We start from the raw sequence: 26,466 nt of genomic DNA on the forward strand, positions 1-26,466 counted from the left end.
TGAAGAATGCAGAATAACGACGAGCACATTGAAAATAACCAGTTTCGGAGCGGTAGTTCAGTTGGTTAGAATACCGGCCTGTCACGCCGGGGGTCGCGGGTTCGAGTCCCGTCCGCTCCGCCAATTATTGAAAGCCCCAGTCGACAGACTGGGGCTTTTTTGCATTTCTGCGACCCAAAAAGTGCTGCGCACTATGCTCATATCCAATTGCTGGCTGCTATGAAACAGTCTGGTTCTGAGCCCGCTCTAGCAGGTAGAAACTGGTTACAATTTGGTTGGTTAAGCTCTTGCCTTAGGTGTGAGGCTGTGAGAGGGTTAGGGCAATTTTTCTGGGATGATTAAAGATAATTCGCCATGAGTTTATTCTACGAGCGGCAAGAAACCGCTGATTCTGTCACTATTACACTGAAACCGCATTCCTTGTACCTGATGCTGGTGATGCTCGCGGTCTGGTTAGGGAATGATTTCTTGTTAAAGTCAGCCTCCATGGCGCAAATCATCATGCCGATATTTATTGTGTTTATGGTGATACGTTTCTTTTCATTAGTCAGAGTACAGCGCGAAGTGCTGGTTGCAATGAAACAGGGGCGGGTTACCACTCAGGGCAGCAAGTTCTCTTTCACTAATCCGTTTCGTTATGTGATTCAAAAAGCACAGAGCTCCGACTCCTAAGTCTTTCACTTCATGAAATAGCCGTAAAACAGTGCGGCTATTCTTTCCTGTCAGGACATAGCTCCTGTTGCCAATGATGGCTTATTCCTGACCAGTATGCAGGCATAATATCTGTGTTGTTATCGATATAGAGAAATGTATGCCAGCATTCCATTGGAAACCCCTGTTATTTGCTTGTTTGATTGTCAGTATTGGTCAGCTCAGTCTTGGCCTGGTGTTTCCATTGTTACCCTGGATTGGACAGGATCTGACATTGACCTCAGATCAAACACAGCTTCTGGTTGCCATTTATCTTTTAGGTTTTGGTCCCTCACAGCTGGTTTACGGTCCGCTTTCTGACGTGCTGGGTCGTCGGCCAGTATTGCTTGCTGGGGTAATGATAGCTTTGTTCGGTGTTGCACTGGTGATTTTCAAAGCGGAATCGTTTTCCGGATTATTGCTTGGACGCTTTATTCAGGGCTGTGGGGCCGGCAGTGTGTCTGTACTGGCCAGGGCGACAATCCGGGATAGCTACCAAAAGCAAAATCTGGCGAAAGCCATGACTTGGTTAGCCATTGTTGCCGCATTTACTCCTATTATGGCCCCAGTGATTGGCGGTATGGTTAATCATTATCTGGGCTGGCTTTCTGTTTTTGTGCTGCTTATTGCTTACATCGCACTGGTTTGGTTATTGCTTGTATTTAGCTTTCGCGAAACCTTAAAGACAACAGGCATGCCACCTTCAGTTAAGCAACTTGCGGGTAATTACCTGTCTTTGTTTAAAGACCGCCATTTCCTGACATTTGCCGGTATAGGCTGGATCAATTTTGCCATGGTTGTACTGGCAATTTCCATGATGCCCTACATTATGCAAGTTCAGTTAGGGATAAGCTCTGACCAGTATGCGATGTGGGCTATGGTGCCGGCTTGCGGACTGCTTTTGGGTGGTTTGCTGTGTCAGCGCTTACGGCCAAAGTTGGGGACAGCAAGAATGTTGCAGCTGGCACCTTTGATGCAATTGGTCTCGGCCGCTGTGTATGTGTTGGCCCCGTTAGACCCGGTCTGGATGTCAGCGGCCCATTTTCTGCTGGCGATGACAAACGGCATTGCTTTTCCGTGTGCACAGTCGATGCTTTTGGTTCCGTACGGTGAAAAAGCAGGGACTGTGTCTGCGTTATCCGGGGCTTGCCAGATGGTTGCGGCGTCTGTTATCAGCCATTGCCTGTTACAGATGGGGATCAGCCAGCCCTGGCATCTTGGGGCAGTATTGCTGAGCGCCGCATTTCTTGGGATCGTATTGGTGAATCTGGGGGTAAGAAGTGAATCAGGGCGGCAGGCATCGCTGGAACTGAGCCAGCCTTGATAAAAGGCTCAGATGAGAAACTTTCTCACGCCAGAGATATTCTTCCATACTTAAGACACCGGATCGCAGTTGGCTGAGGAGGTCGTATGCGTCAGCTGATCTGTTTGGTGGTGATTATTTTGCTATCGGCTTGTGTCAGTCAGTATGAGGCTAACTTGTCTCAGCATGGTGAATGGCAGGAACTGGGGGCTTATCACGGAGAGTATGGTTATCAGGAGTGGGAGAAAAAGCGCCTGGACCGGCTTGGCGTGATGTCTGAATCTGATTATGAAAAATACCGCGCGGGCTATCTGCAGGGGCGATATGAGTACTGCACGGGTAAGAAAACAGTGACCACAGCGCTTAACCCAGGTTACCCAGATGAATGCCGGCAAGATGCCAGCCAGTTCGGGCTGGCGGAAAGAGGTTACTGATACAAATAAGAAAGGCTGCCATTGGCAGCCTTTTGCGATCTTTCACTCAGTGACTGAGGATCAGTTGTTGCTGTGCAACTCGCTGTTCAGCTCAACCGCAGTTTTATTGGTCAGACATTCGATCGCGCCACTTACTGAGTTACGACGGAACAGCAGATCGGATTTGCCCGCCAGATCGCGTGCCTTGACGGTTTCAACGACATTGCCATCTGCATCCAGCATAGTTACTTTGGTGCCTGCGGTGACATACAAGCCAGACTCAATGGTACAACGATCGCCAAGCGGGAAGCCAAGACCGGCATTGGCACCCAGCAGGCTGTTTTCACCAATCGCAATGACCACTTTACCGCCGCCACTCAGGGTACCCATGATAGAAGCGCCGCCGCCGATATCGGAACCATCGCCGACCACAACACCGGCAGAAATACGGCCTTCAACCATGCTCACACCTGTTGTACCAGCATTGAAGTTGATAAAGCCTTCGTGCATCACTGTGGTACCTTCACCGACGTGAGCGCCGAGGCGAACACGGGAGGTATCGGCAATTCGCACGCCGGCCGGGACTATGTAATCGACCATTTTCGGGAATTTATCAACACAATCGACGCTCAGCACCTCGCCGCTCAGGCGAGCTTCAATCTGACGCTCTGCCAGTTCAGGCAGATCAATCGGGCCTTTATTGGTCCAGGCAATGTTGTGCAGCAAACCAAAGATACCGTCCAGTACCAGACCATGAGGCTTAACCAGTCGCTGAGAGATCAATTGCAGTTTCAGGAAGCCTTCAGCAACAGAAGCCGGCGCCGTATCAGCAGCCAGAATGACTACCACGAGAGACTGTCTGGATTGTGCTGCTTTTTCAGCAAAACCAGCACTGGCTTGCTCGCCATTCGCTGCGAAAGCACCGGCTAGTTCAGCCGCCTGAGCCGGGGTAATCTCAATGGCTTGGTTACCTTCCTGGTAATCAACAACTTTTGCGATGTCATCAACCAGAGCCTGAGCTGGATTCAGCAGTGGGGTCGGGAAGAAAGCTTCGATGATTTTACCGTCACGGTTTTTGGTCGCGGTACCCAGGGCTAGAGAAAATGTCGCCATGATGAAATGGTCTCCATGTCAAAAGGGATAACGACTGCAATGTATGGCAGTCTGTCTGATATTGAAAAAGTGAGATGTTCCCATCATAAAGAGACTGAGCGGGATATTGAAGGGGAAATCTGCCATTCATGGCAAAATGACTGAGAAATGACGAAAATCCGCACTTAACCACATATAAAATCAGTCTTTGTGAATAAACACGGAAATAAATAAACCTCCGGGCGGAGGTTTATTATTCATCGTCAAGGGGACTGACTCAGGCGGCTTCGCTGTCAGCGTCGTCTTGCACAGCTTCGGGTTCTACCGCTTTCTTTTTAGCGGCGGGTTTGGCTTTTTTCGCCCCCAGAGCGACAAGGACTTTTTCACGCTCTTGTGCCAGGAATAGTGCTAATTCTTCCTGTTTGGCTTCGTCTTCAAGCAGTTTGCTTTCACTCAGAACAGCAAACAGCTCGTCAGCCATATCCAACATTTTATCGTAGGCATCAGCTTCAGATTTAGAGGTAAAAGTCATCTTCTCTTCTCCGTTGCGCTCTACTACATATTTGACGATAACAGCCATGGTCACCCTCTCCAGATATTGATTAACTGGTTTTTTATACAGTAGGATAAAGGCATAGTCCAGTGCTGAGTTCTGACAGAAGGTGTTCTTGTGAGCATGAGAGAAAAATTTGAACAAATTTATACCCGTGCCGCTGATCGCAAAGGGGGCAAGGCGGCGTTGGAAAGCTTGTTGTCGGCCCCGCTTAGTGCAGAGGCGTTGACCGCCATTGCCGATGATCGCTGGCTGGCCGCCTTTACGCAGAAAGTGTTCCAGTCTGGTATGAGCTGGAAAGTGGTCAGGCAAAAGTGGGACGGTTTTGAGTCGGTATTCTTTGGCTTTGATATAGAAAAGTTATTGCTGGTGCCGAACGAAATGTGGGAGCGAAAAGCCACAGATCCGGCCATTATCCGTCATCTCGGCAAAGTCATGACGATTCCGGAAAATGCGTACATGATTCACCGAGCCGCGAAAGAGCACGGCTCGTTTGCCGCTATGGTCGCAGCATGGCCATCGGATGACATTATCGGCTTATGGCACTATCTGAAAAGTAAAGGTAAGCGTTTGGGCGGTAATACCGGCCCCTATACATTGCGGGTGATGGGCAAAGATACTTTTATTCTCAGCCAGGATGTTGAAGCTTACCTGCGCAGTACCGGAATTATTGATGGCGGTCGGGACACCCAGCGCTCCCTGTCGGCGGCACAGGCGGCGTTTAATGACTGGCAGCAGGAATCCGGCCGGCCTTTATGTCAGATCAGCCAGATCATTGCCTTCAGTGGCGGCGATAACCGGATCTGAGCCCGGTTGCCAATGCTGGCAGAATGCAATAAATGCAGATAACAGCGGGCTGTTGTATTTGTCTTTGTGATACAGCAGCCAGTATTGTCTCTGCTTGCTCAGCGTGATGGGCAGTTCAGCCACGCGTTTTTCCTGTACTGCATGATGGACCGCGCGCCGCGATAAACAGGTCAGGCCCAGTCCGGCGGCGACGCTGTTGATAATGGCTTCTGTGGTGTTGAGCTCAAAGGCCAGCTGCCAGTTATCAATTCCCGGGGCGAGATGATGCAGGAAATAATCCCGGGTGCCGGATCCGGCTTCCCTGAGTACCCATTCCGAGTGTTCAAGATCTGACAGAGACAGCTTGTTTCTGGTCAGCAGTGGGTGCTCGGGATGACCGATAATTACCATCTCATCCTTAAGCCAGGGTTGGCTTACCAAGTGTTTTTCCGTGACCCGGCCTTCAACCAGTCCGATATCCAGTTCAAAATCACCTAACTTTTTCACGATTGCCGCGGTATTGCCGATCAGCAGTGACTGGTCAGTATGCGCTGTCTGCGCCCTGAAATCCCGCAGCAGAAAAGGCGTGAGCTGATTACCTACGGTATCGCTGGAACCTACAGCCAAGCTGCCGGACAACGCGCCGGTTTGTGCGAAGAGTTGTTCAATACTCTGGGTACGCTGGAGCAGTTCATCGGCCAGAGGTAACAGGCGCTTGCCTTCGCTGTTTAGGGTCAGCCGGTTGTTATGGCGATCAAACAGTGGCTGGCTGAGCTGTTTTTCCAGCTCGGCCAGCGCCATGCTGACAGCCGGCTTGGTCAGAAACAGGCGCTCGGCGGCAGCAGTAATGGTTTTTTCCTGTGCCACGGCAACGAAGACTCTTAATTGTTTTAGCGCAATGTTCATAGTCGCTCTTTATTAGTTAAATTAAATTTAACTATTGTTTAAATTTATTCAATTATTCTAAACCATGCGAGAGAAGTACACTGCCTCTATCGACAAAAAGAACAAAAAGAACAAAAAACGAATCGGATGTGATGGAGAGCAAATCATGAATCAAGCCTGGAAAAATCGGTTTACCCTGATGCCGACACCCATGGCCGGGCTGGCTCTGGCCATTGCCAGCCTGGGCTGGTGCTGGGAGAATGCGGCGCCATTTCACGGTATGGCGCAAACGGGCAGTGCCGTCATTGCCGCTGTGATGCTGCTGGGGCTGACGCTGAAGTTTGTTTTACATCCTCAGTTACTGTGGCAGGATTTGAAGCACCCTGTGGTCGGCAGTGTCGTGCCTACTTTTTCGATGGCGCTCATGGTGGTTTCTCATGCGCTGGCGACATATCTGCCGCTTGCCGGGTTAGTATTGTGGCTGGCGGCTGTGGTCTTGCATCTGGCGTTTTTAGCCTGCTTTGTCTTCCACCGCTTGAGCCGGTTTGAGCTGCACCATATGGTGCCCAGCTGGTTTGTGCCGCCTGTCGGTATCATAGTGGCCGATGTCACTTTTCCGGGTGGGGCGCTGGCACCCCTGGCGCAGGGCTTGATGGTGTTTGGCCTGAGTGCTTACGCCCTGATGCTGCCCGTGATGTTATACCGGCTGATTTTCTGTCATCAAGTACCGGATGCGGCCAAGCCGACCATTGCGATTTTGGCGGCACCGGCCAGTTTGTCACTGGCGGGTTATCTGACAGTGACGGCGCACCCTTCAGTGTTACTGGTAGCACTGCTGGCGAGTATCGGATTGCTGATGACGCTGGTGATTTATCTGGCCTTCTTCAGACTCTTGCGATTACCCTTCAGTCCGGCTTATGCCGCGTTTACGTTCCCTATGGTGATCGGGGCGACGGCCTTGTACAAAACGGCTCACTGGATGAGCACTCAGCCCCTGCTGGCCGACTACGCGCATCAGGTTCAGGTGCTGGCTCTGGCCGAGCTGTTAATCGCTACTGTGGTGGTCAGTTATGTCATAGTGCGCTATCTGGCCCATTATTGTACCGCTGAGGTAGGCTATCGCAGAGCAGCGATGTAATGCATTGAAGCGAAAGGTCGGCGGTCATCACAGGCACTGCTGTTTACACCCTGCGTGCCTTGGTAGACAATCATGGCATTATTCTCTGCCAGCGAGCCTGATGCGTGTTTACTGTCTACCATTCCAACCAGCTGGATCTGCTGAAGTCTTTGCTGGTTGAGCTGATCCGCCGGGATCCGCTTTCAGACCCTTTTATCCCTGAGCAGATTCTGGTGCAGAGTCCGGGCATGTCACAATGGCTCAAACTCGAACTGGCCCAGTCGCTGGGCGTGGCCGCCAATATTACTTTTCCGCTGCCAGCGACCTTCATCTGGGACATGTTCACCAAAGTGCTGCAGGACGTGCCGGCACGCAGTGCCTTCAATAAAGACGCCATGACCTGGTCGCTGATGCAGGTGCTGCCCGGATTGCTGGAGCAGCCGGAATTTGCGCCACTGGCGCGTTACCTTGCAGAGGATGCCCATCAGCAGCGCCGTTTTCAGCTGGCCGGAAAAATTGCCGACATTTTTGATCAGTATCTGGTGTACCGGCCGGAGTGGATACAGGAGTGGGAAGCGGGGCACATTGATCCTGAACTGGCGGGCGATCACCCCTGGCAGCCGGTGTTATGGCAGGCGCTGTATGACCACATTCTGGCGCAGGGGCAATCGCCATACCACCGCGCTAATTTGTATCAGCAGTTTATTGAAACGCTGACGCATTACGCCCAGTCCGGGACAGAGCTACCGGATGGATTACCTCAGCGTCTGTTTGTCTTCGGTATCTCAGCGCTGCCGCCACGCTATATGGATGCCCTGGCGGCGTTGGGGCAGCACATTGATGTGCACCTGATGTTTACCAATCCTTGTCGCCACTACTGGGGGGATGTCAGAGATCGCAAGTATCTGGCCCGGCTGGCAGCGCAGCAGCGTCAGCAGGTGATTTGGCAGGATCAACACAGCGAGAAGGCCGGGGCCGTGGGGATACTCAAAGGCTCGCTGGAAGATAACCTGATTGACGAAACGCATCAGGATGCCGCAGTTGGCAACACATTGTTAGCCTCACTGGGTAAGCTGGGACGGGACAATCTGTATCTGCTGTCGGAATTACAGGCCTATGAAGTTGATGCGTTTGTCGATATTCAGTCTGACAGCCTGCTGCACAGCATTCAGTCGGACATCCTGAATCTGGAAGACAGAGTGAATGACCAGCTGCTGGCCGACAGCCGGCACAAACAGCCGGTTGAGGCGCAAGACCGCTCTTTGTCGGTGCACGTCTGCCACTCACCGATGCGGGAAGTGGAAGTTCTCTATGATAATTTGCTGGCGATGCTGGATGCCGATCCCGGCCTGTCGCCACGCGATATCGTGGTCATGGTTGCCGATATCAATGCCTACAGCCCTTATATTCAGGCCGTTTTCGGTAATGCGCCGTCTGAGCGCTACCTGCCATTTTCCATTTCTGACCGCAGTGCCGATCAGGAAAACCCCGTACTGCTGGCCTGTCTGCGCTTGCTGGATTTACCCAATAGCCGTTGTCATGCCTCTGAGCTGACGGAATTGCTGGAAGTACCGGCCATCATGAAGCGGTTTAATCTCGACAGCGATCGTTTCATGCAGGTAAAGGGCTGGATTGAGGAAGCCGGGATCCGCTGGGGACTGGATGCCGACACGGCGAGCGAATTTTCACTGCCGGTGCAGCAGCAAAATACCTGGCTGTTCGGGCTGCAGCGTATGTTGCTTGGCTATGCGATGCCGGCGCAGGCGGGTTTGTATCAGGGGATACTGGCCTATGATGAAGTGCAGGGCATGGATGCCGAACTGGCCGGTCAGCTCAGTGTCTTTGTTGAGCAGCTAATCCATTACCGCCGGGTACTCAATCAGCCGCATTCGGCGGTCGAGTGGTTCAGTGTGCTGAATCAGCTGCTGGATGACTTTTTCAGTGTCGATACTGAAGGCGAACTGGTGCTGCGTCTGATCCGGGAAAAGCTGCAGCAACTGGAGCAACAGCTGGATGATGCCGGTTATCAGCAAGCGCTGACGCCAGCGATCATGCGCGATTACCTCAATGACAAGCTGAGCGGCGAGCGTGTCAGTCAGCGCTTTCTGGCCGGTCAGATAAACTTCTGTACCCTGATGCCGATGCGTTCGATCCCGTTTAAAGTGGTCTGTCTGCTGGGAATGAATGATGGTGTGTATCCCAGAACGATTGCCCCTGAAGGCTTTGATCTGATGGTGGGGCGCCAGCGCGCCGGTGACCGTTCTCGCCGCGACGATGACAGATACCTGTTTCTGGAAGCACTCCTGTCTGCCCAGCAGCAGCTGTACATCAGTTATGTCGGGCGCTCTATTCAGGATAACAGCGAAAAAATGCCTTCCGTCCTGCTCAGTGAGTTACTGGATTATTGCCAGCAGGGTTTTTGTCTGCAGGGAGACAGCGCGCTGCCTCCTGAAGACTCCGCGGAGCGTCTGATCCGCTGGTTGACTCACCACCATCCACTGACGCCGTTCAGCCCGCAGGCGTTTCTGGGAACATTGCCCAGCTATGCCGCCGAATGGCTGCCCGCGGCACGGCGCATCACGGTCGACACTGTGGATTTTCTGTCGCAATCGCTGTCCCCGTTTGCGCTGACGGATCTGGCGGAGTCATCCGCCTCACTGCCTGTGATTGAAATGGCAGAGTTGCAGCGCTTCTGGCGCCTGCCGGTGCAGTACTTTTTTAACCGGCGTCTCAAGGTGTATTTTGACGCCGCTGCTGGGGCCATGGTGGATGAAGAGCCCTTTGCGCTCGATGGCCTGCAGAGTTATCAGCTGCGGGCACATTTGCTGACCACTATGCTCGAAGCGCAAACCCGCCCCGAAGCGATGAGCCGTTTTCAGGCAATGCAGCAGGCGGCCGGCACCTTGCCGATTGCGGCATTTGGTGAGCTGACTCTGGAGCAGGAACAACAGCAGATAGCCCCGCTGGCTGAGCGAATTGCCGGTTTGCTTGCCTCACCACTCGAGGATCCGGAAATTGACCTGCCGATGGCGATCTCTTCCGGGCAGTGCCGGTTACAAGGCTGGATCTGCCATTATACTGCGTCTGGAGTGATTCACTTCAGGCCCGGCAAAGTGCGGACCCAGGATCTTGTTCATGCCTGGCTGGAGCATCTGGCGATGTCGGTACAGGGGATAACCGCCGATAGCCATATACTGGGTATTGACAAGCATGTTCGTCTGCGGCCCGTTGAGGCAGCGTACGCCAGGGAGCAACTGACTATGCTGACAGAAGGGTATCTGGCCGGACAGTCATCCCCTTTGCCTTATTTTCCGCGAACGGCGCAGGCCGGCCTGGAGGCGCTGCGCGACAAAAGCGGGCACTGGCTGACAGATGAAGACAGTCAGGAAAAAGCATTCACCAAAATGGCCGGGGTGTTTAACGACAGTTATCTGTTCAGCGGTGAAGGCAGCAATGCTTACATCGCTCGGGTCTGGCCGAACTGGCAGGACGATCTTGCCATTGAGGCAATGGATTGGGCGCGGCGGGTGTTACAGCCTGTGTTGATGCATCTTGAAGAGATAGCTTAGTGGAAGGTGCGAGGAGAAAGGAGAAAGGTGCGAGGTGGCCGCCGGCAAAATCGTTATAAGGTGTAGGGTGTTCACCGGTCGGCCACAAGGTCCAGAGGTAGACCAAATTTCTTGGCAGCGATACTACCGAAAGCCCGGCACTGAAAATGTGAAACGTATCCCATAGTGATAGATGAATCAGAATAGAATCCGCTGGCTGAGAGCTAATCAGTCAGAGATCACACAGTGCTTTGAAACCAGCGGCAGCTTTCCATCATTTATGCTGCCTGAAACCTAAATTATTGTCGCTGCGGCTTATGGAGTGAGTGCATGAGCCGCAGCGAGCCTGACAACAGGAACCGGTTGACGATCATGACTTTGACCCCATCAACAGATGTCTCCGCCATCATGCCGCAAACACTGGAACCTATGGTGTTTCCGCTGCACGGTACGCGACTGATAGAAGCATCGGCAGGGACAGGGAAAACCTTTACTATAGCGACCTTGTACCTGCGTTTGCTGCTGGGACACGGTGATGCCAATACCGCGTACCCGCAGCCTCTGACGGTGGACAAGATACTGGTGGTGACTTTTACCGAAGCGGCAACGGCTGAGCTGCGTGACCGGATCCGTCGCCGTATTCATGATGCCAGGATCGCCTTCAGCCGCGGCATAAGTGATGATCCTGTGCTGGCGGCTCTGCTGCGTGATCTGCCGGATCATGCCCGATCGGCGGCCTTGCTGCTGCAGGCGGAAAGGCAGATCGATGAAGCGGCGATCTTCACCATCCATGGTTTCTGCCAGCGTATGCTGACGCAAAATGCCTTCGAATCAGGCAGCCTGTTTTCCAATGAATTCATTACCGAAGAAAGCCAGCTGCGGGCGCAGGTGGCGGCGGATTACTGGCGGCGCTATTTTTACCCTCTGCCCCGCGAACTGGCGAACGAAATCCGTCGTTGCTGGCCAGCACCGGCAGAGCTGCTCAAAGATATCAATGCGTTTTTGTCCGGCGCCCCGGTCACACTGATGGCCCCGCCGCTGTCGGGCGATCTGACGCAGCTGCATCAGCAGAATCTGCAGCGGATTGAGGCGGTAAAGCAGGGCTGGCGCGAGCACGCGGCAGATTTTCTGGCGCTGATCAGTGAATCAGGCGTGAATAAACGCAGCTATACCAAAACCAGCCTGCCTAAAGCGCTTGAAGAAGTGGGACTGTGGTCAAGCCAGCCAACGCTGGATTACAGCTTGCCCAAGGCGCTGGAAAAATTTGATCAGGCGGTGCTGGAAGAGAAAACCGCCAAGGGCACCGTGCCGCAGCATCCGGTGTTTGCCGCCATTCATGACTTGCTGGCTGCCAAGCCCAGTGTCAGGGAGCCGATTCTGGCCCATGCGATTCAGGCCTGCCGGGAGCTGCTGGCAGAGGCCAAGCAGCGCAAAGGCTGGCTGTCGTTTGATGATCTGCTGACTCAGCTGGCGGCGGCTTTACTGACGGACAAAGATAGCGGCGAAGGCGCATTGGCAGCCAGGATCCGCCATTTGTATCCCGTTGCCATGATTGATGAGTTTCAGGACACCGATCCGCTTCAGTATCAGATCTTCAGCACTGTGTATCTGCCTGATGATCAGGCCGGACCGGTTCATACAGCTAGGGACTCGGGATTGTTCATGATCGGCGATCCCAAACAGGCGATCTATGCATTTCGCGGTGCAGATATCTTTACCTACATCCGGGCAAGGCGCCAGGTCAGCGCGCACTATACGCTGGGCATTAACTGGCGTTCGACCGCCGGCATGGTGGCAGCAGCTAACCGGGTGTTTGCACTGCCGGACAGCCCGTTTATTTATGACAGCGATATCCAGTTTCTGCCCGTTCAGCCCAGCCCGAATGCGCAGAGCAAGCACTGGCAGCTCAACGGTGAGCGTCAGCCGGCACTGTGTTTGTGGCAGATGGACGCCGACGCCCCGGTCAGCAAAGGTGAATATCAGCAGGCGATGGCGGATGCGACGGCAGCGCAGATTCAGGCCATTCTGACTCAGGCTCAGGATAACCAGGCGTTATTGGTTAAGGGCAGCGAGCAGCGGCCGGTGTCGGCCGGTGATATTGCTGTGCTGGTGCGTACCGGTTCAGAAGCGGCGCTGGTACGCCAGGTACTGGCTGCTCAGGGGATACCCAGTGTGTACCTGTCTAACCGCGACAGTGTGTTTGCCAGCCAGGAAGCGGCAGATTTGCTTCGCTTGCTGGTGGCCGTACTGCACCCGGAGCAGGAAACGACCTTGCGGGCCGCCCTGGCCACCCGTCTGTTTGCGCTCAGTGCCTTTCAGCTCGACAGGCTGAATAACGAAGAAGACGAGTGGGAGCGCTGGATTGCGGAGTTTCGTGACTATCGCAGCCTGTGGCTGCGCCGCGGTGTACTCCCTATGATTCGTCATGCTTTAACACGCCGCCAGATCGCCGAACGTCTGCTGGGTGAAAACGGCGGTGAGCGCAGATTGACGGATTTACTGCATTTGGGCGAGCTGCTCCAGCAGGCCAGTCAGACCCTGGACAGTGATCAGGCCTTGATCCGCTGGCTGGCTGAACACATGGCATCGCCGAACGGTAACAGTGATGAACAGCAATTGCGGCTGGAATCCGACAGTAATCTGGTGCAAATCGTCACCATCCACAAATCCAAAGGGCTGGAATACGAGCTGGTCTTTCTGCCGTTTGTCTGCAGTTACCGCAGCACCGAAACAGCGCTGTTCCATGATCCGCTGTCTCAGCAGGCGGTGCTGGATATCAGTGGCCAAGAGCGCAGCCTGGCTCTGGCCGAGCAAGAGCGACTGGCCGAGGATCTGCGTCTGATTTATGTGGCGCTGACCCGGGCTGTTTATGGCTGTTATGTCGGCATGGCGCCGCTGCGCAATGGACGCAGTACCAAAGAACCCACCGGGCTGCACCTGTCTGCAATGGGTTATCTGATTCAGAACGGCAAAGAAGGCGGGTTGGCCGAGCTGTCTGAGGCACTCAATACGCTGGCGCAAAGTGAGGATATCCGTGTGGAGCTCCCGCCCGCGCTGCCTGAGTCGCTCTGGCAACCGGCGTTGAGCGAGCAGCCTGTGCCGCAAGCGGCCCGCTTTTCACATCCCATCGAGCACAACTGGTGGATCACCAGTTATTCCGCTTTGGTGAAGCAGGGCCACTCGGCGCTGGACGCCACCAGCGAATTACCCGGTTTTGATACCGATTCATCGCAAGACAACCTGCTGGATGACCCGGACAGTGAAATGGCCGTTGCCGCGCCTGAGCGCTCTGTGTTTACCTTCCCGAAAGGCGCCAGGCCGGGAACCTTTCTGCACAGCCTGTTCGAGACTATTGAATTCACCGATGCGGTCGACAGTGCTGCCACCACCCAGGTCATCAGTGATTTACTGCGACAGGAAAATTACGACCCCGAGTGGCTGCCGGTACTGCAGCAAATGCTGAACCAGGTACTGAACTGTGCCCTGGATGGTCAGGATTTGCGTCTTGGCGCCCTTCAGCCCCAGCAACGTCTGGTCGAGATGGAATTCATGCTGCCGATTCACCTGCTGTCATCGGCCTTGCTGAACAAAACGCTGGCCCGGCATGATGCTTTGTCGGCAAAAGCAGGGGAGCTGGGGTTCTCTACGGTCAGCGGGATGCTGAAAGGGTTTATCGATCTGGTGTTTGAGTATCAGGGGAAATATTACGTGCTGGACTGGAAATCGAACTGGCTGGGAGACACCCATGAGGCGTACCGTGGTGAGGCATTGAATACGGCGATGAGCGAGCACCGCTACGATCTGCAATATCAGCTCTATGCGCTGGCGCTGCACCGCTTTCTGAAAAGCCGAAAAGCCGATTACGATTATGAGCAGCATTTTGGCGGCGTGTATTACCTGTTTTTGCGTGGCGTACGGGCAGAAGACAACAGTGGTATTTTTCATGCCCGGCCAAGCCATGCGCTGCTGAGCGAACTTGAACAGCTGATCGATGGTCAGATTAGCCAGGGAGAGCCAGCCTGATGAGTCTGTTAAGCCACACTACCTATGATATTGCTGTTATCGGCCAGCTTGAGCGATTGACCCGTCAGGGCGCGCTGCGGCCGCTGGATAGCCAGTTTGCCAAGTTTATCTGTCAGTCGGTTAACGGACAGGATGATGAAGCGTTGCAACAGGTGCTGGCCCTGGCTGCGGCCTGGCTCAGTCAGGAGCTGGGGCGCGGCCATGTTTGCCTGCCGCTGGCGACTGCGACCAGCCCGCCTTTGGGGCTGCCAAGAGAGATGGCTGAATCGCTGCTGGCGGCATTGCCGGCCGCCTGGCGTTTACCAGCCAGCTGGCCAGCTGTACTGAGCCAGTCCGCTGCCGTGTCCGATGGTTCTCAGCCCACGCCTTTGGTGCTGATCGACAACCGATTGTATCTGCATCGTTACTGGCAATATGAACAGACTGTCGCGCAGCGGCTGCTGGTCTCTTCCGGGCAGGGGAATGTCCGGGGAGCCCGCCAGGCCGGCATGCTGGACACCTTGTTTTCACGCAATTATCGCTATGTTTATGACGCTCTGGCTGATTTACGACGTAACGGCAATGACAGCGCGGAGCAGCGCCGGATGATGGTGTGCGATAAGCTGGATGTGGTGGCAGCGGAAACTCTGAATTGGGCTGAGATAGACAGTGTGCTGTGTCAGGCGCAGCGCTTTTCCGATTTGGTAGCGCTTGATCGGCTGATCCCGGATGACGCTTGCCTGAACTGGCAGAAAGTGGCGGCCGCCACCGCCCTAAGTCGTCAGTTTGCTGTGATCTCCGGCGGGCCGGGAACAGGGAAAACCACCACAGTCGCCAAATTGCTGGCCGCGCTAGTGATGCAGGCGCAACCCGATACAGAAACGCTTGATTCAGCCAAAGTGCCCCATATTGTGCTGGTGGCGCCGACCGGAAAGGCGGCCGCACGCCTGACCGAATCGATCGGCAAGGCGGTTCAGTCTTTGCCTGTGCCACCGGCGATTCAGTCGGCCATTCCGACCCAGGCCAGTACCTTGCACCGTTTGCTCGGCGCCATTCCGGGCCGGGCCTCTTTCCGGCATCACGCTGCGAATCCGCTGCATGCCGATGTGCTGGTGGTGGATGAAGCCTCTATGGTCGATTTGCCTATGATGGCCCGCCTGCTGGAAGCACTGCCTGCTCACTGCAAGCTGATTCTGCTGGGCGACAAAGACCAGTTGGCTTCGGTGGAGGCGGGCGCTGTGTTGGGGGATATCTGCGCATTTTCCGGTCAGGGCTACAGTGCCGGACAAGCCAGACAACTGAGTGAGATGACGGGCTTTGTGTTGCCGGCCGGGCCGTCAGGCGGGCAGAGTCCGGTCGCTGATTGTTTGTGTGTCCTGCAAAAAAGCTACCGTTTTCATGCATTGTCAGGCATAGGGCAACTGGCGAAAGCCATCAACAGCGGCCTGCCCGACAGGCTTGCGACTGTGTGGCAACAGAATTTTACCGATATTCATCAGTACCCGCTCAGTACCGAGCATTACCAGCGTCTGATCAAACAGATGTCTGTTTTTTATCGTCGCTATCTTGAGGCAATTACTGAGGGTAAAGAGCCCGGTGAGGTACTGCAGGCGTTTGCCAGCGTCAGGCTGCTGTGTGCGGTCAGGGAAGGGGATTTTGGCGTGAAGGGTCTCAATACACGCATTGAGCGGCAACTGGCCAAAGAGGGGCTGATCGCCCCCGGCGAGGAAACCTGGTATGTCGGGCGGCCGGTTATGATCACCCGCAATGATCATGGTCTGGGCTTGTATAACGGGGATATTGGTATTGCGATGCCAGACCCTGAGGGGCGGACTGACAGTAAAGGCCGTCTGGCACTCAGGGTGTATTTCGATATGCCGGACGGCAGTATTCGCAGTTTTCTGCCCAGTCGTCTGCCGGATCACGAACTGGTATATGCGATGACAATCCATAAATCGCAAGGCTCGGAATTTGCCGATACCCTGATGATACTGCCGCCGGATTTCAGCCCGATCCTGACACGGGAGTTGGTGTATACCGGCGTTACCCGGGCCAGGGAAAGACTGTACCTGTATGCTCAGCCAGAGGTGTTGCAGCGCAGTATCCAGCGTTGTATTGAGCGGGCCAGTGGCTTGGAAGCCAACTTAAGCTGAGGGCTGCTTATCCGCCAGTCTTTGACTGGCGGTAGCGGCTCACAGTGCCAGCGTCAGGATTTTTGAGCGGCGTTGCAGGTTATAGAGTGCCTGTTTTGCCATAGGCAAATCAGAGACATCGATTTCGACAAAACCGTGTTCCCTGAACCAGTGCAGACTGCGGGTGGTCAGCACAAAGAGTTGTTTCAGCCCCTGAGTGCGTGCCTGGTGGCGAATGCGGTTGAGCAGCAGAGAGCCGCGGTCACCGTCGCGATAGTCAGGGTGAACGGCCACACAGGCCATCTCGCCCATCTGCTCTTCCATAAAGGAATACAGGGCCGCACAGCCGATGATCAGGCCGTCCCGTTCGATCACCGTAAATTGTTTGATTTCCTGCTCCAGCTGTTCGCGGGAGCGACGAACCAGAATGCCATCCTGCTCCAGCGGGCGGATCAGTGCCAGAATACCGCCGATATCATCTATGTTCGCGCCCCGGACTTTTTCAGCACTGGCCATGACGATTTGCGTACCTATCCCGTCAAAAGAGAAGAGCTCCTGGATCAGTGCGCCATCCTCTTTATAGCTGATCAGGTGGCTGCGCGGCACACCGGCCCGGCAAGCGGTCATCGCGCCACGCAAGAAACGCGCGGTGCCTGAATCGGCTTTGTTTTGTTCTGTCAGTCGCTGCAGTGTGGCTTCGGCTTCAGCGGGAAGCATTTCAGAAACGATTTGATCATTTTCATCCCTCACGCCCTGGTGAGAGCAAAAGCCAATCAGTTTGTCGGCTTCGAGCCGGATTGCCACCTGAGTTGCCACTTCTTCCGAAGTCAGATTGAAACACTCTCCGGTGACCGAGCTGGCAATCGGGCCCAGCAGTACAATACTGTTCTGATCCAACTGGCGTTTAATGCCGTCGACATCGATGCGGCGGATGCGGCCGCTGTGGCAATAATCGATACCGTCATCAATGCCCAAAGGCTGGGCGATGACGAAGTTGCCGCTGACTACATTGATCTGCGAGCCCGCCATAGGGGTATTGTTCAGACCCATAGAGAAGCGGGCTGTGATATCTAAATGGAGCTGACCCGCGGCCTGCTTGGCAATTTCCAGCGAACGTTCATCGGTGATCCGGACGCTTTTATGGTACGGGGTGCTGTACCCGTGCATATCGAGCAGGTGAGAGATCTGCGGACGAGCGCCATAAACCAGCACGATGCGCAGCCCGAGGCAGTTCAGCAGAGCAACATCGTTAACGATATTGCGAAAGTTGTTATCGGCGATGGCTTCACCGCCCAGCATAATCACCAGCGTCTTGCCGCGGTGGGCATTTACATAAGGCGCTGATTGGCGAAAGCCTTTCACCAGCGCAGTGCTTCTGAGCTTCACTCTGTCTTCCGTTACAATAATTAATAGGGATCAAGCATGCCTGCATGTTGCCTGTTTATCCTCTGCGCAGCAAGCATGAAAATCACTCAGGAGGCGCGGCGCCGGAAGGAAAATATTGAGTCGAGATCCCATTCTGACATTACGCACTTATTCGATGCGCCGAAGCGACGCCAGATAAGCGTATAGTTGTAGAACGTGCGGATGACTGGCAATGTTAATGGCATTCAATAATTACACCCGGTGGCAGGCAGCCACAGTACTGTTTATCTTGGTGAGTGGCCTTGCATTAAGTGGCTTTATTGCGGTGGGGGCAGCCAAAGGAGACTGGTTTTCCCCTACGCCAGAGCCAACTATTTACGGCACCTGGATAGAGCAGGACGTGGCGCCCTACGCCGCGGACCAGTTCGAACTCAGAGCTAATGGTGTCTATGTGTCAGGCCGTCTGGTCAGTACCACCTATGAATGGGACGGTAGCCAGTTACGTTACCGCATGGGAGAGGATACTTACCGTTATACCTTTGAAGAAGGTCAGTTCATCCGCCAGCAGCCTGCGCATTATGTGTCTTCGTTCGCACGGCAAGAAACCAAACAGGGCTCGTAAATCCCCAGCGGGTCACCCGCTTTATTCTTCTTCCTTGAGGCGGGAAAAAAGCTGGTGGACCGGAAGTTTATTCAAGGCTACCTTGCGCAGTGTATCCGCAGTCTGGGCTGTGCCGCCAAGGCAACGCTGGATCACAGTGTTGATTTGTTGCGGAGAATTACCGTCACTGGCCAGATTGCGAATCCACTGATATTCAATAGCGTTTGGATCAAGTAAGGTTTCTTTGCCAATTTTAAACTGATTGTTCATGCCAGTCCTTCCTGAAATGTCATGCTCTGGGGCTTAAGACCCGTAAAGGTGCTCGCATTGCTGTTTGTCGTTTTGTTGCCATGCTGACATTGTCTGTCGGCTGGGCAATGATGTCGTTTGTATGACGTTTTTATTAAACCGTTATATTGTGACACTTATATGACATCCAATGCGTATTATTAATCTTTCGTGACAATCAAAACAAGACTTTGACATTGGTTATGATAAAACAGCCTAACATTGTGGCTTTATATGTACATGGTATGTTTGAGATGACCTGCCATGCGTTAACCTGTCGATATTACTAAGGCATTTCTGTGTTCCAACAACTTTCCCTGCTAAGAAAACTGACCTTCGTTTCCTGTGTGTTCGGCCTGGCGGCGTGTGCCCGACCGGTTGACCGCGGCCAGCAATACCTTGATGGCGAGTTTGATGATCTGCTGAACCCGGTCACCAATGTGGTATCGGATAAACCTCGCGATTACAGCCGCTTCGAAGCGCAAGCGGAACAAGTGCTCACCCGTTCTCCTTCTATGATGCTGCGTTATCAGAATTTGTATCAGCAGATTAACGACTGGGCGGCGAACAGCGGCGATCCGACATCTTTCTCTCAGTACGGTTTGACGACTGAGCAGATGGGCGGCGGTGACGGTTACGGTAATGTGATGTTCACCGGTTACTTTTCGCCGGTGATCGAATTGCGTCACGAGCAGGACGACAGGTTCAAATACCCGGTTTACGCGCTGCCAGAATGTAACGGCCAGTGCCCGACCCGTGCCGAGATTTACAATGGTGCACTGGCTGGTCAGGGGCTGGAGCTGGGGTATTCCGCCTCCAAGCTGGATGTTTTCATGATGGAAGTGCAGGGCAGCGGTTTTGTTCACTTCGAGGACAATGACGAGCTGCAGTATTTTGCTTATGGCGGTAAGAACGGCCATCCTTATGTCAGTATCGGTAAAGTGCTGATTGAGCGCGGTGAGGTGCCAAGAGAGAAAATGTCTCTGAAAGCGATCGCTGAGTGGGTCAGTGAGCATGATGATGCCACAGTACGTGAGTTGCTGGAGCAGAATCCGTCTTATGTCTTCTTTAGTCCGCGCGACGAGCTGGATGTGTTAGGCACTGCGGGTATTCCGCTGTTACCTATGGCTTCGGTAGCGGCTGACCGGGAATTCTTACCTATGGGCAGTGTGCTGCTGGCTGAAGTGCCCCAGCTGGATGCGGACGGCAACTGGAATGGCAAGCATGTATTAACCTTGCTGATGGCGCTGGATACCGGCGGCGCAGTCAAGCGTAACCATTTGGATCTTTACCATGGTATGGGCGCTCAGGCCGGCATCGATGCCGGTCATTACAAGCATTTTGGCCGGGTATGGAAACTGGGACTGACACCAGATACCGACGCTGAGCTGACGGAACAGAGAATCGAAGCCAGTCAGGAAGCCGTGATATCACCGGTGGATACCACGCTGACCTTCCATGAGGAAGCTGTTGTGGCCCAGCCGGCTCAACAGGCGCAGGGACTGGACAACTGACAGCAGAGCGCGTATAAAAACGCGCTCATTCTCAACACACTCTGACAGGCCGTTATGCAGCATCCCGACACTCCAGCATCAGACAATTATAACCAGCGTTTTGGCGGCACCCGCCGTTTGTATGGTCATCAGGAGGTTGAGATCCTGAGGGCTGCTCATGTCTGTGTGATTGGTATCGGCGGTGTCGGTTCCTGGGCTGCCGAAGCCCTGGCCCGATCCGGTATCGGTCAGCTAACGCTGATCGACATGGATGATGTCTGTGTGACTAATATCAACCGTCAGATCCATGCCATGTCGGGGACGGTAGGCCGCAGTAAAATTGAGGTGATGGCAGAGCGGATCGCGTTAATCAATCCGGACTGTAAAGTGAACCTGATTGACGATTTTATTTCCCCGGAAAACATCCCCGAGTACATAGGTAGTCAGTTTGATTATGTGCTGGATGCGATTGACAGTGTGAAGCCTAAAGCGGCGTTGCTGGCGTTCTGCAAGCGAAATAAAATCAAGGTGATCACCACAGGTGGTGCGGGCGGCCAGATTGATCCGACCCAGATTCAGATCGCTGATCTGGCCAAAACCATTCAGGATCCGCTGGCGGCGAAAATCCGCAATATGCTGCGCCGCTTTTACAACTTCAGCAAAAATCCGGCGCGCAAATTTGGTATTGACTGTGTGTTCTCAACCGAGCAGCTCAAGTACCCTCAGGCTGACGGCAGTGTCTGTGAGGCCAAAGCGACGGCGGAAGGCCCGAAACGTATGGATTGTGCAACCGGGTTTGGCGCGGCAACTATGGTCACCGCGACCTTCGGTTTTGTGGCAGTATCCCGCATTTTGCAAAAACTGATTGAAAAACACCGTTAACAGCCACTGCTGCGTGAGCCGTGTTTTAGCGGCTCACATTAGTGATAATGGCGTCGACAATAGCTTTCAGCCCGTTACTGCGCGATGGGCTCAGGTGTGCCAGTAATCCCAGCTGTTCGAAATACCCGTCGATGTCAAACACCAGAATCTGCTCCGCAGTTTTCCCCTCGTAGGCGGCCAGCACCAGGCAAATCAGCCCTTTGACAATTCTGGCGTCGGAATCGGCGGCGAAATGGTAATGACCGTTGTCACAGCGCTGAACCAGCCACACCTGGCTTTCACAACCACTGATTTTCACTTCCTCGTTTTTCAGCGTCTCCGGCAGGGCGGGCAATTGCTTGCCAAACTGAATCACATGGCGGTATTTGTCTTCCCAGCCTTTGGTCTGAGCCATTTTCTCCAGAATATCTTCAGCAGAAATCGTGGTGCCAAACGGGTGCGAAGGGAATGGAACTGAGGTCATGCTCTCTCTCTTTGGTTACAACAAATCACAGGCTTTGTGCAGCGCAGCCACAAAACGCTCAATATCTTCTTCAGTATTATAGAGGGCCAGAGAAACCCGCAGGGTGCCAGTCAGTCCGAGTGCATCCAGCATTGGGTGGGCGCAGTGATTGCCGGCACGCAGTGTCACGCCCTGTTCATCGAGCAGGGTCGCGATATCCTGATGGTGAATGCCGTCAACCACAAACGAAAACAGGCTGGCGTCAGCTTGCAGGCCGACAATCCGCAAGCCGTCGATGTCCTGGATTCCATCCAGTGCTTTTTGGCGGAGCGCGTGAATATGGCACTCGGCACCCTGACGATCAATGCTGTTGAGCCAGTGAATACTCTCTGCCAGCGCGATTGTGCTGGAAATGTTTGGTGTACCGGCTTCAAACTTGCCCGGTAGTCCGGTGTAGTGAGTACCTTCGAAGGACACTTTTTCGACCATCTTGCCGCCGCCGTGCCAGGGCGGCATGGCTTCAAGCAACGCCTGTTTGCCATAGAGCACACCAATGCCGGAAGGGCCGAACAGCTTATGGCCTGAAAAAACATAGAAATCGGCATTCAGCGCCTGTACATCAACAGTTTCATGCACGATGCCCTGCGCACCATCAATCACGACAATGGCGCCGTGGGCGTGCGCTGCGGTGATCATGGTTTCAATCGGATTCCGGGTGCCGGTGACATTGGTGATGTGCGCAACCGCGACAATGCGGGTTTTGGCACCGAGCAGCTGATGAAAGGCATCCATATCCAGGGTGCAGTCGGGCTTCATCGGGATTTTCACCACAGTTGCGCCTGTCTGTTCGGCAACCATCTGCCAGGGCACTATGTTGGCGTGGTGCTCCAGTTCGCTGACCAGAATCTCGTCTCCCGGCTGCAGGGTGCTGCGCGCCCAGGATTGTGCGATCAGGTTGAGAGCCTCAGTGGCCCCGCGGGTCCAGATGATTTCTTTCGGGCTGCTGGCGTGAATAAGCTGGCGCACCGTCTCTCTGGCTTGTTCGAAACGCTGCGTCAGACCCGCTGTCAGCTGATGACTTCCCCGGTGCACATTAGCACTGTGTTGCCGGTAAAAGCTGTCAAGAGACTGAATCATGGCCAGCGGCTTTTGCGTGGTCGCAGCACTGTCGAGGAAAGTGATCGGGTGCTGCGCATCATGTAATGCCGGAAACTGCGAACGGATCGCCTGAATGTCAAATGGGATGGTCATACTGGGCTCATTGTCTGGTGTATGGGACGATCTTCCTTATTATCCGTCACTGAGGCAAGGGGTGCAGGGGGATTATCTAAAAAAATGGCACCGCGTTGGGGCGCAGTGCCATAAAAAAGTTTTGACAGACAGGTCAAAAAACAGGAAGTAAATCGGTAGCACTCCGGCTACCCGCCCAGAAGAGACCGGGCAATATGCAAACACAACATTGCAATCTAAGAGGTAACAAAAGCTGATAAACAATTCTGCGATTAAGCAAAATTACAGCGTTTTACCCTTGAGATTGCGGCGCCAATCTTAGGGTTTATGTGGTACTTGAACAATCGACAATTTATAATGACCTGGATAAAAAAAACTAATGCAACCAGTATGGCAGGACATTATGTCAAGACGACTCCCACCACTTAATTCGCTGAAAGTATTTGAGGCTGCCGCCCGGCACCTGAGTTTTACCCGAGCGGCAGAGGAGCTGTTTGTTACTCAGGCCGCAGTCAGCCACCAGATTAAAGCGTTGGAGGAATTTCTGGGCCTGAAACTGTTTCGCCGGCGTAACCGTTCCTTGTTGCTGACCGAAGAGGGACAAGGGTATTTTCTCGATCTGAAAGATATCTTCAGTGCCATCTCAGATGCCACCGACAAAGTGTTGGAACGGGGTTCAAAAGGGGCGCTGACCATTAGTTTATCTCCCAGTTTTGCCATCCAGTGGCTGGTGCCCAGACTGAGTGACTTTAATCAGCTGCATCCTGATGTGGATGTCAGAATCAAAGCGGTTGATCTGGATGAAGGCTCTCTGACAGATGACGTGGATGTAGCGATTTATTATGGTCGTGGCAACTGGCCTGGACTGCGCTGTGACCGGCTGTATCAGGAATTTCTGCTGCCCGTTTGCTCCCCTATGCTGCTCAGTGGCCCTAAGCCGCTCGACACCCTGGCTGATCTGCAAAAGCACACCCTGTTACATGACGGCTCGCGTAAGGAGTGGAAAAACTACATGCGTGAGTTCGATATTCCGGGCGCCAATGTCAACCAGGGGCCGATTTTCAGTCACTCTACCATGGTGTTGCAGGCCGCTATCCACAGTCAGGGAATTGCACTGGCCAACAATGTATTGGCGCAACCTGAGCTGGAAGCCGGCCGATTAGTCTGTCCGTTTGATGAGGCTTTGCTGAGTAAAAATGCCTTCTATCTGGTGTGTCAGGAAAAGCAGGCCGAAACCGGCCGGATTCAGATCTTCCGTGACTGGGTGCTGGAGAAAGCCCGTAAAGAACAGGAAGAGGGTCCGCTCCCTCAGCCTGAATATCAGGCCGAGGTCATGGCTTGATCCCACCAGCGTTACTCTGATTTTGTGTTGCTGGTTCTGCACCGGCCGATGAGTGATTAACAATCAGGGTGGGCCAGTAACCCAGGTTCAGTCTGCCAATCGAATATGAGAGGAAATCAGTGGAATATCTGATAACAACACCAGAAAACGGCCAGTTCGCTGCCACCTTTCTGTTTGCCCACGGCGCCGGTGCCGGGATGGATCACGCGTTTATGACGGCGGTTGCCCAAGGGCTGGCTGCCGAAGGGATTCGCGTGGTGCGTTTTGATTTTCCCTATATGGTGAAACGGCGGGAAGACGGCAAAAAGCGTCCTCCAGACCGGCAGCCAAAGCTGCTGGTGGATTTTCAGCGCCATATTGAACATTTCAGTCAGCAAGGGCCGCTGGTGATCGGCGGCAAATCTATGGGCGGCCGCATGGCCAGCCTGATGGTGACGGAAGCTGCCGAATCGACACCGGATGTCCATAACTGTCAGGACAAGGTCTGCGGCGTCGCTTGTCTGGGGTTCCCGTTTCATCCGCCGGGCAAACCGGAGAATTTTCGCGGCGATCATCTGAAAACAATCGCTGTCCCGACCCTGATTCTGCAGGGCGAGCGCGATACCTTTGGTATCCGCAGTGAGGTGGAAGGGTGGAGCTATGCCGACACAGTGACGCTGTCTTTTCTGCCGGACGGAGACCACAGTTTCAAGCCGCGCAAAGCCTCGGGCTTTAGTGAAGCCGGTAACCTGGCGCAGGCTGTCGATGTGTTAGCCCGGTTTATTCGCCAGTGCGTATCAGACTGAAATCATTCCATGAATACAAACCACAGAAGGACAGAGTGAATGCAGAGCCGGAGTATGATTCTTTTCGCCGCGATCAGCGGTGCCATTGGGGTAGGTTTAGGGGCCTTTGCCGCCCACGGACTGAAAGTGCACCTTAGCCCGCATTTACTGGATGTTTTTAAGACAGGCGTGGATTATCAGCTCTGGCACAGCCTGGCATTGTTGGGCTGCGGCATTTGGGCACGCAATTTTTCTGCAAAAGCGCTATCATACGCGGCCCTGTTATTTGCAGTGGGGATCTGTCTGTTCAGTGGCAGCCTTTATCTGCTGGCATTAACGGGGATGAAGTGGCTTGGTCCCGTAACACCACTGGGGGGACTGTGTTTTATTCTAGCCTGGTTGTCACTTGCTGTGGCGGCCTGGCGTTCTGCGTGAGGACTCGTGGTGAATCAGGTTCTGTTGTACTGCCGTCAGGGATTTGAAAACGAATGTGCCGGAGAGGTGCAGGATAAAGCCAATAAACTCGAATTGTTTGGCTTTCCGCGTGCGAAGAAAAATACCGGTTATGTACTGTTTGAATTTTATCAGGCAGGGGATGCTGATAAGTTCGTGCAACTACAGCCGTTTTCGGAACTGATTTTTGCCCGTCAGATGCTGGTAGTGACAGCACGTCTGGAAGATTTACCGACCGATGATCGTATCAGCCCTATTCTGGCTGAGGCGGAAGCATTGCCGCGTTGTGGCGATCTGCGGGTTGAAACCCCAGATACCAACGAAGCCAAAGAACTGTTGAAGTTTTGTCGCAAGTTTACTGTGCCATTGCGCCAGGCATTTCGTAAGCAGGGGGCTTTGTACGCGAAAGATAACCCGAAGAAGCCGGTGCTGCACTTGTGCTTTACTGCACCGGGCTGCTGTTTTATCGGCTATTCCTACACCAATAACAATTCGCCATTTTTCATGGGAATCCCGCGGCTGAAGTTCCCGGCGGATGCCCCAAGCCGTTCTACGCTCAAGCTGGAAGAGGCATTTCATGTCTTTATTCCGCGCGAAGAGTGGGACGAACGACTGGCCTCTGGCATGTGGGGCGTGGATCTCGGGGCTTGCCCTGGGGGCTGGACCTATCAGCTGGTGAAGCGTTCCATGTTTGTGCATGCTATTGATAACGGGCAAATGGCCCAGAGTCTGATGGATACGGGACAGGTGAAGCATCACATGGTGGATGGCTTTAAGTTTGAGCCGCCACGTAAGAATGTCACCTGGCTGGTGTGTGACATGGTTGAAAAGCCTGCCCGGGTCGCGCATTTGGTGGGGCAGTGGCTGATTAAAGGCTGGGCAAAAGAAACCATCTTCAACCTGAAACTGCCCATGAAAGGCCGTTATGAGGAAGTACTGCAGGATATTGAAAATCTGAAAGTCTTTCTGATTCAGAATGGCATGAAATTCCGCCTGCAGGCCAAACATCTGTACCATGACCGTGAAGAAATCACGGTACATATCCAGAGTCTGGACAACCGTCATCCTCACTAATTTGATCCGGT

At 53.8% G+C, this 26,466-nt stretch carries 22 protein-coding genes and 1 tRNA gene; 16 read left to right on the forward strand and 7 right to left on the reverse strand.

Annotation, left to right across the window (positions count from 1 at the left end):
* Nucleotides 1-46 precede the first annotated feature (46 nt).
* The 4 genes from IFO68_RS19910 to IFO68_RS19925 all read left to right on the forward strand — a co-directional run bounded on the left by IFO68_RS19910 (nt 47) and on the right by IFO68_RS19925 (nt 2,427).
* Nucleotides 47-123, forward strand: a tRNA-Asp gene (locus IFO68_RS19910).
* Between the two features lie 231 nt (nt 124-354).
* Nucleotides 355-672: a hypothetical protein gene (locus IFO68_RS19915; RefSeq protein ID WP_192017540.1), complete on the forward strand. Its 318-nt coding sequence runs from the start codon at nt 355-357 to the stop codon at nt 670-672.
* Between the two features lie 139 nt (nt 673-811).
* Nucleotides 812-2,014, forward strand: a complete 1,203-nt coding sequence (locus IFO68_RS19920; RefSeq protein WP_192017541.1) for a multidrug effflux MFS transporter — start codon at nt 812-814, stop codon at nt 2,012-2,014.
* A gap of 86 nt (nt 2,015-2,100) precedes the next feature.
* Nucleotides 2,101-2,427: a DUF2799 domain-containing protein gene (locus IFO68_RS19925; protein ID WP_192017542.1), complete on the forward strand. Its 327-nt coding sequence runs from the start codon at nt 2,101-2,103 to the stop codon at nt 2,425-2,427.
* A gap of 60 nt (nt 2,428-2,487) precedes the next feature.
* On the opposite strand, the gene dapD is transcribed toward IFO68_RS19925, so the two are convergent.
* Together dapD and IFO68_RS19935 are read right to left on the reverse strand one after the other, a co-directional pair.
* Nucleotides 2,488-3,519, reverse strand: coding sequence for a 2,3,4,5-tetrahydropyridine-2,6-dicarboxylate N-succinyltransferase (dapD, locus tag IFO68_RS19930; RefSeq protein WP_192017543.1), 1,032 nt, complete (start codon nt 3,517-3,519; stop codon nt 2,488-2,490).
* Between the two features lie 256 nt (nt 3,520-3,775).
* Nucleotides 3,776-4,078 carry a YebG family protein gene (locus IFO68_RS19935; protein WP_192017544.1) on the reverse strand — a complete coding sequence of 101 codons (303 nt, stop codon included), beginning with the start codon at nt 4,076-4,078 and terminating at the stop codon, nt 3,776-3,778.
* Nucleotides 4,079-4,174: 96 nt separating this feature from the next.
* Between IFO68_RS19935 and IFO68_RS19940 the strand changes: the two genes are divergently transcribed.
* The gene (locus IFO68_RS19940; protein WP_192017545.1) at nt 4,175-4,858 is read left to right on the forward strand and encodes a DNA-3-methyladenine glycosylase I; all 684 of its coding nucleotides are present in this window, start codon (nt 4,175-4,177) and stop codon (nt 4,856-4,858) included.
* Here the strand turns inward: IFO68_RS19940 and IFO68_RS19945 are convergent.
* Nucleotides 4,805-5,743 (reverse strand): LysR substrate-binding domain-containing protein, encoded by a 939-nt coding sequence (locus IFO68_RS19945; protein ID WP_192017546.1) that lies wholly within the window; start codon nt 5,741-5,743, stop codon nt 4,805-4,807. The genes IFO68_RS19940 and IFO68_RS19945 overlap by 54 nt on opposite strands.
* Nucleotides 5,744-5,888: 145 nt before the next feature.
* Here IFO68_RS19945 and IFO68_RS19950 point away from each other — a divergent pair, with 145 nt between their 5' ends.
* The 4 genes from IFO68_RS19950 to recD all read left to right on the forward strand — a co-directional run bounded on the left by IFO68_RS19950 (nt 5,889) and on the right by recD (nt 16,542).
* On the forward strand, nt 5,889-6,860 hold the full coding sequence (locus IFO68_RS19950; protein ID WP_192017547.1) for a TDT family transporter: 972 nt from the start codon (nt 5,889-5,891) through the stop codon (nt 6,858-6,860).
* A gap of 104 nt (nt 6,861-6,964) precedes the next feature.
* The gene (recC, locus tag IFO68_RS19955) at nt 6,965-10,408 is read left to right on the forward strand and encodes an exodeoxyribonuclease V subunit gamma (protein WP_192017548.1); all 3,444 of its coding nucleotides are present in this window, start codon (nt 6,965-6,967) and stop codon (nt 10,406-10,408) included.
* A gap of 357 nt (nt 10,409-10,765) precedes the next feature.
* The gene (recB, locus tag IFO68_RS19960; RefSeq protein WP_192017605.1) at nt 10,766-14,410 is read left to right on the forward strand and encodes an exodeoxyribonuclease V subunit beta; all 3,645 of its coding nucleotides are present in this window, start codon (nt 10,766-10,768) and stop codon (nt 14,408-14,410) included.
* The gene (recD, locus tag IFO68_RS19965; RefSeq protein ID WP_192017549.1) at nt 14,410-16,542 is read left to right on the forward strand and encodes an exodeoxyribonuclease V subunit alpha; all 2,133 of its coding nucleotides are present in this window, start codon (nt 14,410-14,412) and stop codon (nt 16,540-16,542) included. The genes recB and recD overlap by 1 nt, the downstream gene beginning before the upstream one ends.
* 39 nt (nt 16,543-16,581) lie before the next feature.
* On the opposite strand, the gene argA is transcribed toward recD, so the two are convergent.
* Nucleotides 16,582-17,907, reverse strand: coding sequence for an amino-acid N-acetyltransferase (argA, locus tag IFO68_RS19970; protein ID WP_192017550.1), 1,326 nt, complete (start codon nt 17,905-17,907; stop codon nt 16,582-16,584).
* Nucleotides 17,908-18,124: 217 nt separating this feature from the next.
* Here argA and IFO68_RS19975 point away from each other — a divergent pair, with 217 nt between their 5' ends.
* Nucleotides 18,125-18,508, forward strand: coding sequence for a DUF2850 domain-containing protein (locus IFO68_RS19975; protein WP_192017551.1), 384 nt, complete (start codon nt 18,125-18,127; stop codon nt 18,506-18,508).
* A 21-nt stretch (nt 18,509-18,529) separates the two neighbouring features.
* Here the strand turns inward: IFO68_RS19975 and IFO68_RS19980 are convergent, their stop codons facing one another.
* On the reverse strand, nt 18,530-18,757 hold the full coding sequence (locus IFO68_RS19980) for a hypothetical protein (protein ID WP_192017552.1): 228 nt from the start codon (nt 18,755-18,757) through the stop codon (nt 18,530-18,532).
* 335 nt (nt 18,758-19,092) lie between these two features.
* Here IFO68_RS19980 and mltA point away from each other — a divergent pair, with 335 nt between their 5' ends.
* Both mltA and tcdA read left to right on the forward strand, forming a co-directional pair.
* Entirely contained in the window at nt 19,093-20,289 is a 1,197-nt protein-coding gene (gene mltA, locus IFO68_RS19985; RefSeq protein ID WP_192017606.1) for a murein transglycosylase A, read from the forward strand.
* 54 nt (nt 20,290-20,343) lie between these two features.
* Nucleotides 20,344-21,150, forward strand: coding sequence for a tRNA cyclic N6-threonylcarbamoyladenosine(37) synthase TcdA (tcdA, locus tag IFO68_RS19990; protein WP_192017553.1), 807 nt, complete (start codon nt 20,344-20,346; stop codon nt 21,148-21,150).
* A 25-nt stretch (nt 21,151-21,175) separates the two neighbouring features.
* Here tcdA and csdE read toward each other — a convergent pair whose 3' ends face one another.
* On the reverse strand, nt 21,176-21,613 hold the full coding sequence (gene csdE / locus IFO68_RS19995) for a cysteine desulfurase sulfur acceptor subunit CsdE (protein WP_192017554.1): 438 nt from the start codon (nt 21,611-21,613) through the stop codon (nt 21,176-21,178).
* A gap of 15 nt (nt 21,614-21,628) precedes the next feature.
* Nucleotides 21,629-22,843, reverse strand: a complete 1,215-nt coding sequence (csdA, locus tag IFO68_RS20000) for a cysteine desulfurase CsdA (RefSeq protein ID WP_192017555.1) — start codon at nt 22,841-22,843, stop codon at nt 21,629-21,631.
* A gap of 382 nt (nt 22,844-23,225) precedes the next feature.
* On the opposite strand from csdA, the gene IFO68_RS20005 reads away from it, so the two are divergent.
* The 4 genes from IFO68_RS20005 (at nt 23,226) to rlmM (ending at nt 26,455) form a co-directional block, all read left to right on the forward strand.
* A complete protein-coding gene (locus IFO68_RS20005) occupies nt 23,226-24,164 on the forward strand; it encodes a transcriptional regulator GcvA (RefSeq protein WP_192017556.1) in 939 nt (312 codons plus the stop codon).
* A gap of 119 nt (nt 24,165-24,283) precedes the next feature.
* Entirely contained in the window at nt 24,284-24,949 is a 666-nt protein-coding gene (locus IFO68_RS20010) for an alpha/beta family hydrolase (RefSeq protein ID WP_375713908.1), read from the forward strand.
* A 39-nt stretch (nt 24,950-24,988) separates the two neighbouring features.
* A complete protein-coding gene (locus tag IFO68_RS20015) occupies nt 24,989-25,363 on the forward strand; it encodes a DUF423 domain-containing protein (RefSeq protein WP_192017557.1) in 375 nt (124 codons plus the stop codon).
* Nucleotides 25,364-25,372: 9 nt separating this feature from the next.
* Complete coding sequence (gene rlmM / locus IFO68_RS20020; protein ID WP_192017558.1) at nt 25,373-26,455, forward strand: 23S rRNA (cytidine(2498)-2'-O)-methyltransferase RlmM; 1,083 nt, start codon at nt 25,373-25,375, stop codon at nt 26,453-26,455.
* The last annotated feature ends 11 nt before the right edge of the window (nt 26,456-26,466 follow it).

The organism is Photobacterium arenosum (genome assembly GCF_014841115.1).
Lineage (GTDB): Bacteria > Pseudomonadota > Gammaproteobacteria > Enterobacterales > Vibrionaceae > Photobacterium > Photobacterium arenosum.

Bases quoted from the DNA above. Each gene is read 5' to 3' on its own strand.
- csdA (WP_192017555.1), bottom strand. From the start codon at position 22,843: ATGACCATCCCATTTGACATTCAGGCGATCCGTTCGCAGTTTCCGGCA.
- IFO68_RS19915 (WP_192017540.1), top strand. From the start codon at position 355: ATGAGTTTATTCTACGAGCGGCAAGAAACCGCTGATTCTGTCACTATT.
- IFO68_RS19920 (WP_192017541.1), top strand. From the start codon at position 812: ATGCCAGCATTCCATTGGAAACCCCTGTTATTTGCTTGTTTGATTGTC.
- dapD (WP_192017543.1), bottom strand. From the start codon at position 3,519: ATGGCGACATTTTCTCTAGCCCTGGGTACCGCGACCAAAAACCGTGAC.
- IFO68_RS20005 (WP_192017556.1), top strand. From the start codon at position 23,226: ATGTCAAGACGACTCCCACCACTTAATTCGCTGAAAGTATTTGAGGCT.
- csdE (WP_192017554.1), bottom strand. From the start codon at position 21,613: ATGACCTCAGTTCCATTCCCTTCGCACCCGTTTGGCACCACGATTTCT.
- IFO68_RS19925 (WP_192017542.1), top strand. From the start codon at position 2,101: ATGCGTCAGCTGATCTGTTTGGTGGTGATTATTTTGCTATCGGCTTGT.
- IFO68_RS19940 (WP_192017545.1), top strand. From the start codon at position 4,175: ATGAGAGAAAAATTTGAACAAATTTATACCCGTGCCGCTGATCGCAAA.
- IFO68_RS19950 (WP_192017547.1), top strand. From the start codon at position 5,889: ATGAATCAAGCCTGGAAAAATCGGTTTACCCTGATGCCGACACCCATG.
- IFO68_RS19945 (WP_192017546.1), bottom strand. From the start codon at position 5,743: ATGAACATTGCGCTAAAACAATTAAGAGTCTTCGTTGCCGTGGCACAG.
- tcdA (WP_192017553.1), top strand. From the start codon at position 20,344: ATGCAGCATCCCGACACTCCAGCATCAGACAATTATAACCAGCGTTTT.
- IFO68_RS19980 (WP_192017552.1), bottom strand. From the start codon at position 18,757: ATGAACAATCAGTTTAAAATTGGCAAAGAAACCTTACTTGATCCAAAC.
- IFO68_RS19975 (WP_192017551.1), top strand. From the start codon at position 18,125: ATGGCATTCAATAATTACACCCGGTGGCAGGCAGCCACAGTACTGTTT.
- recD (WP_192017549.1), top strand. From the start codon at position 14,410: ATGAGTCTGTTAAGCCACACTACCTATGATATTGCTGTTATCGGCCAG.
- IFO68_RS20015 (WP_192017557.1), top strand. From the start codon at position 24,989: ATGCAGAGCCGGAGTATGATTCTTTTCGCCGCGATCAGCGGTGCCATT.
- IFO68_RS19935 (WP_192017544.1), bottom strand. From the start codon at position 4,078: ATGGCTGTTATCGTCAAATATGTAGTAGAGCGCAACGGAGAAGAGAAG.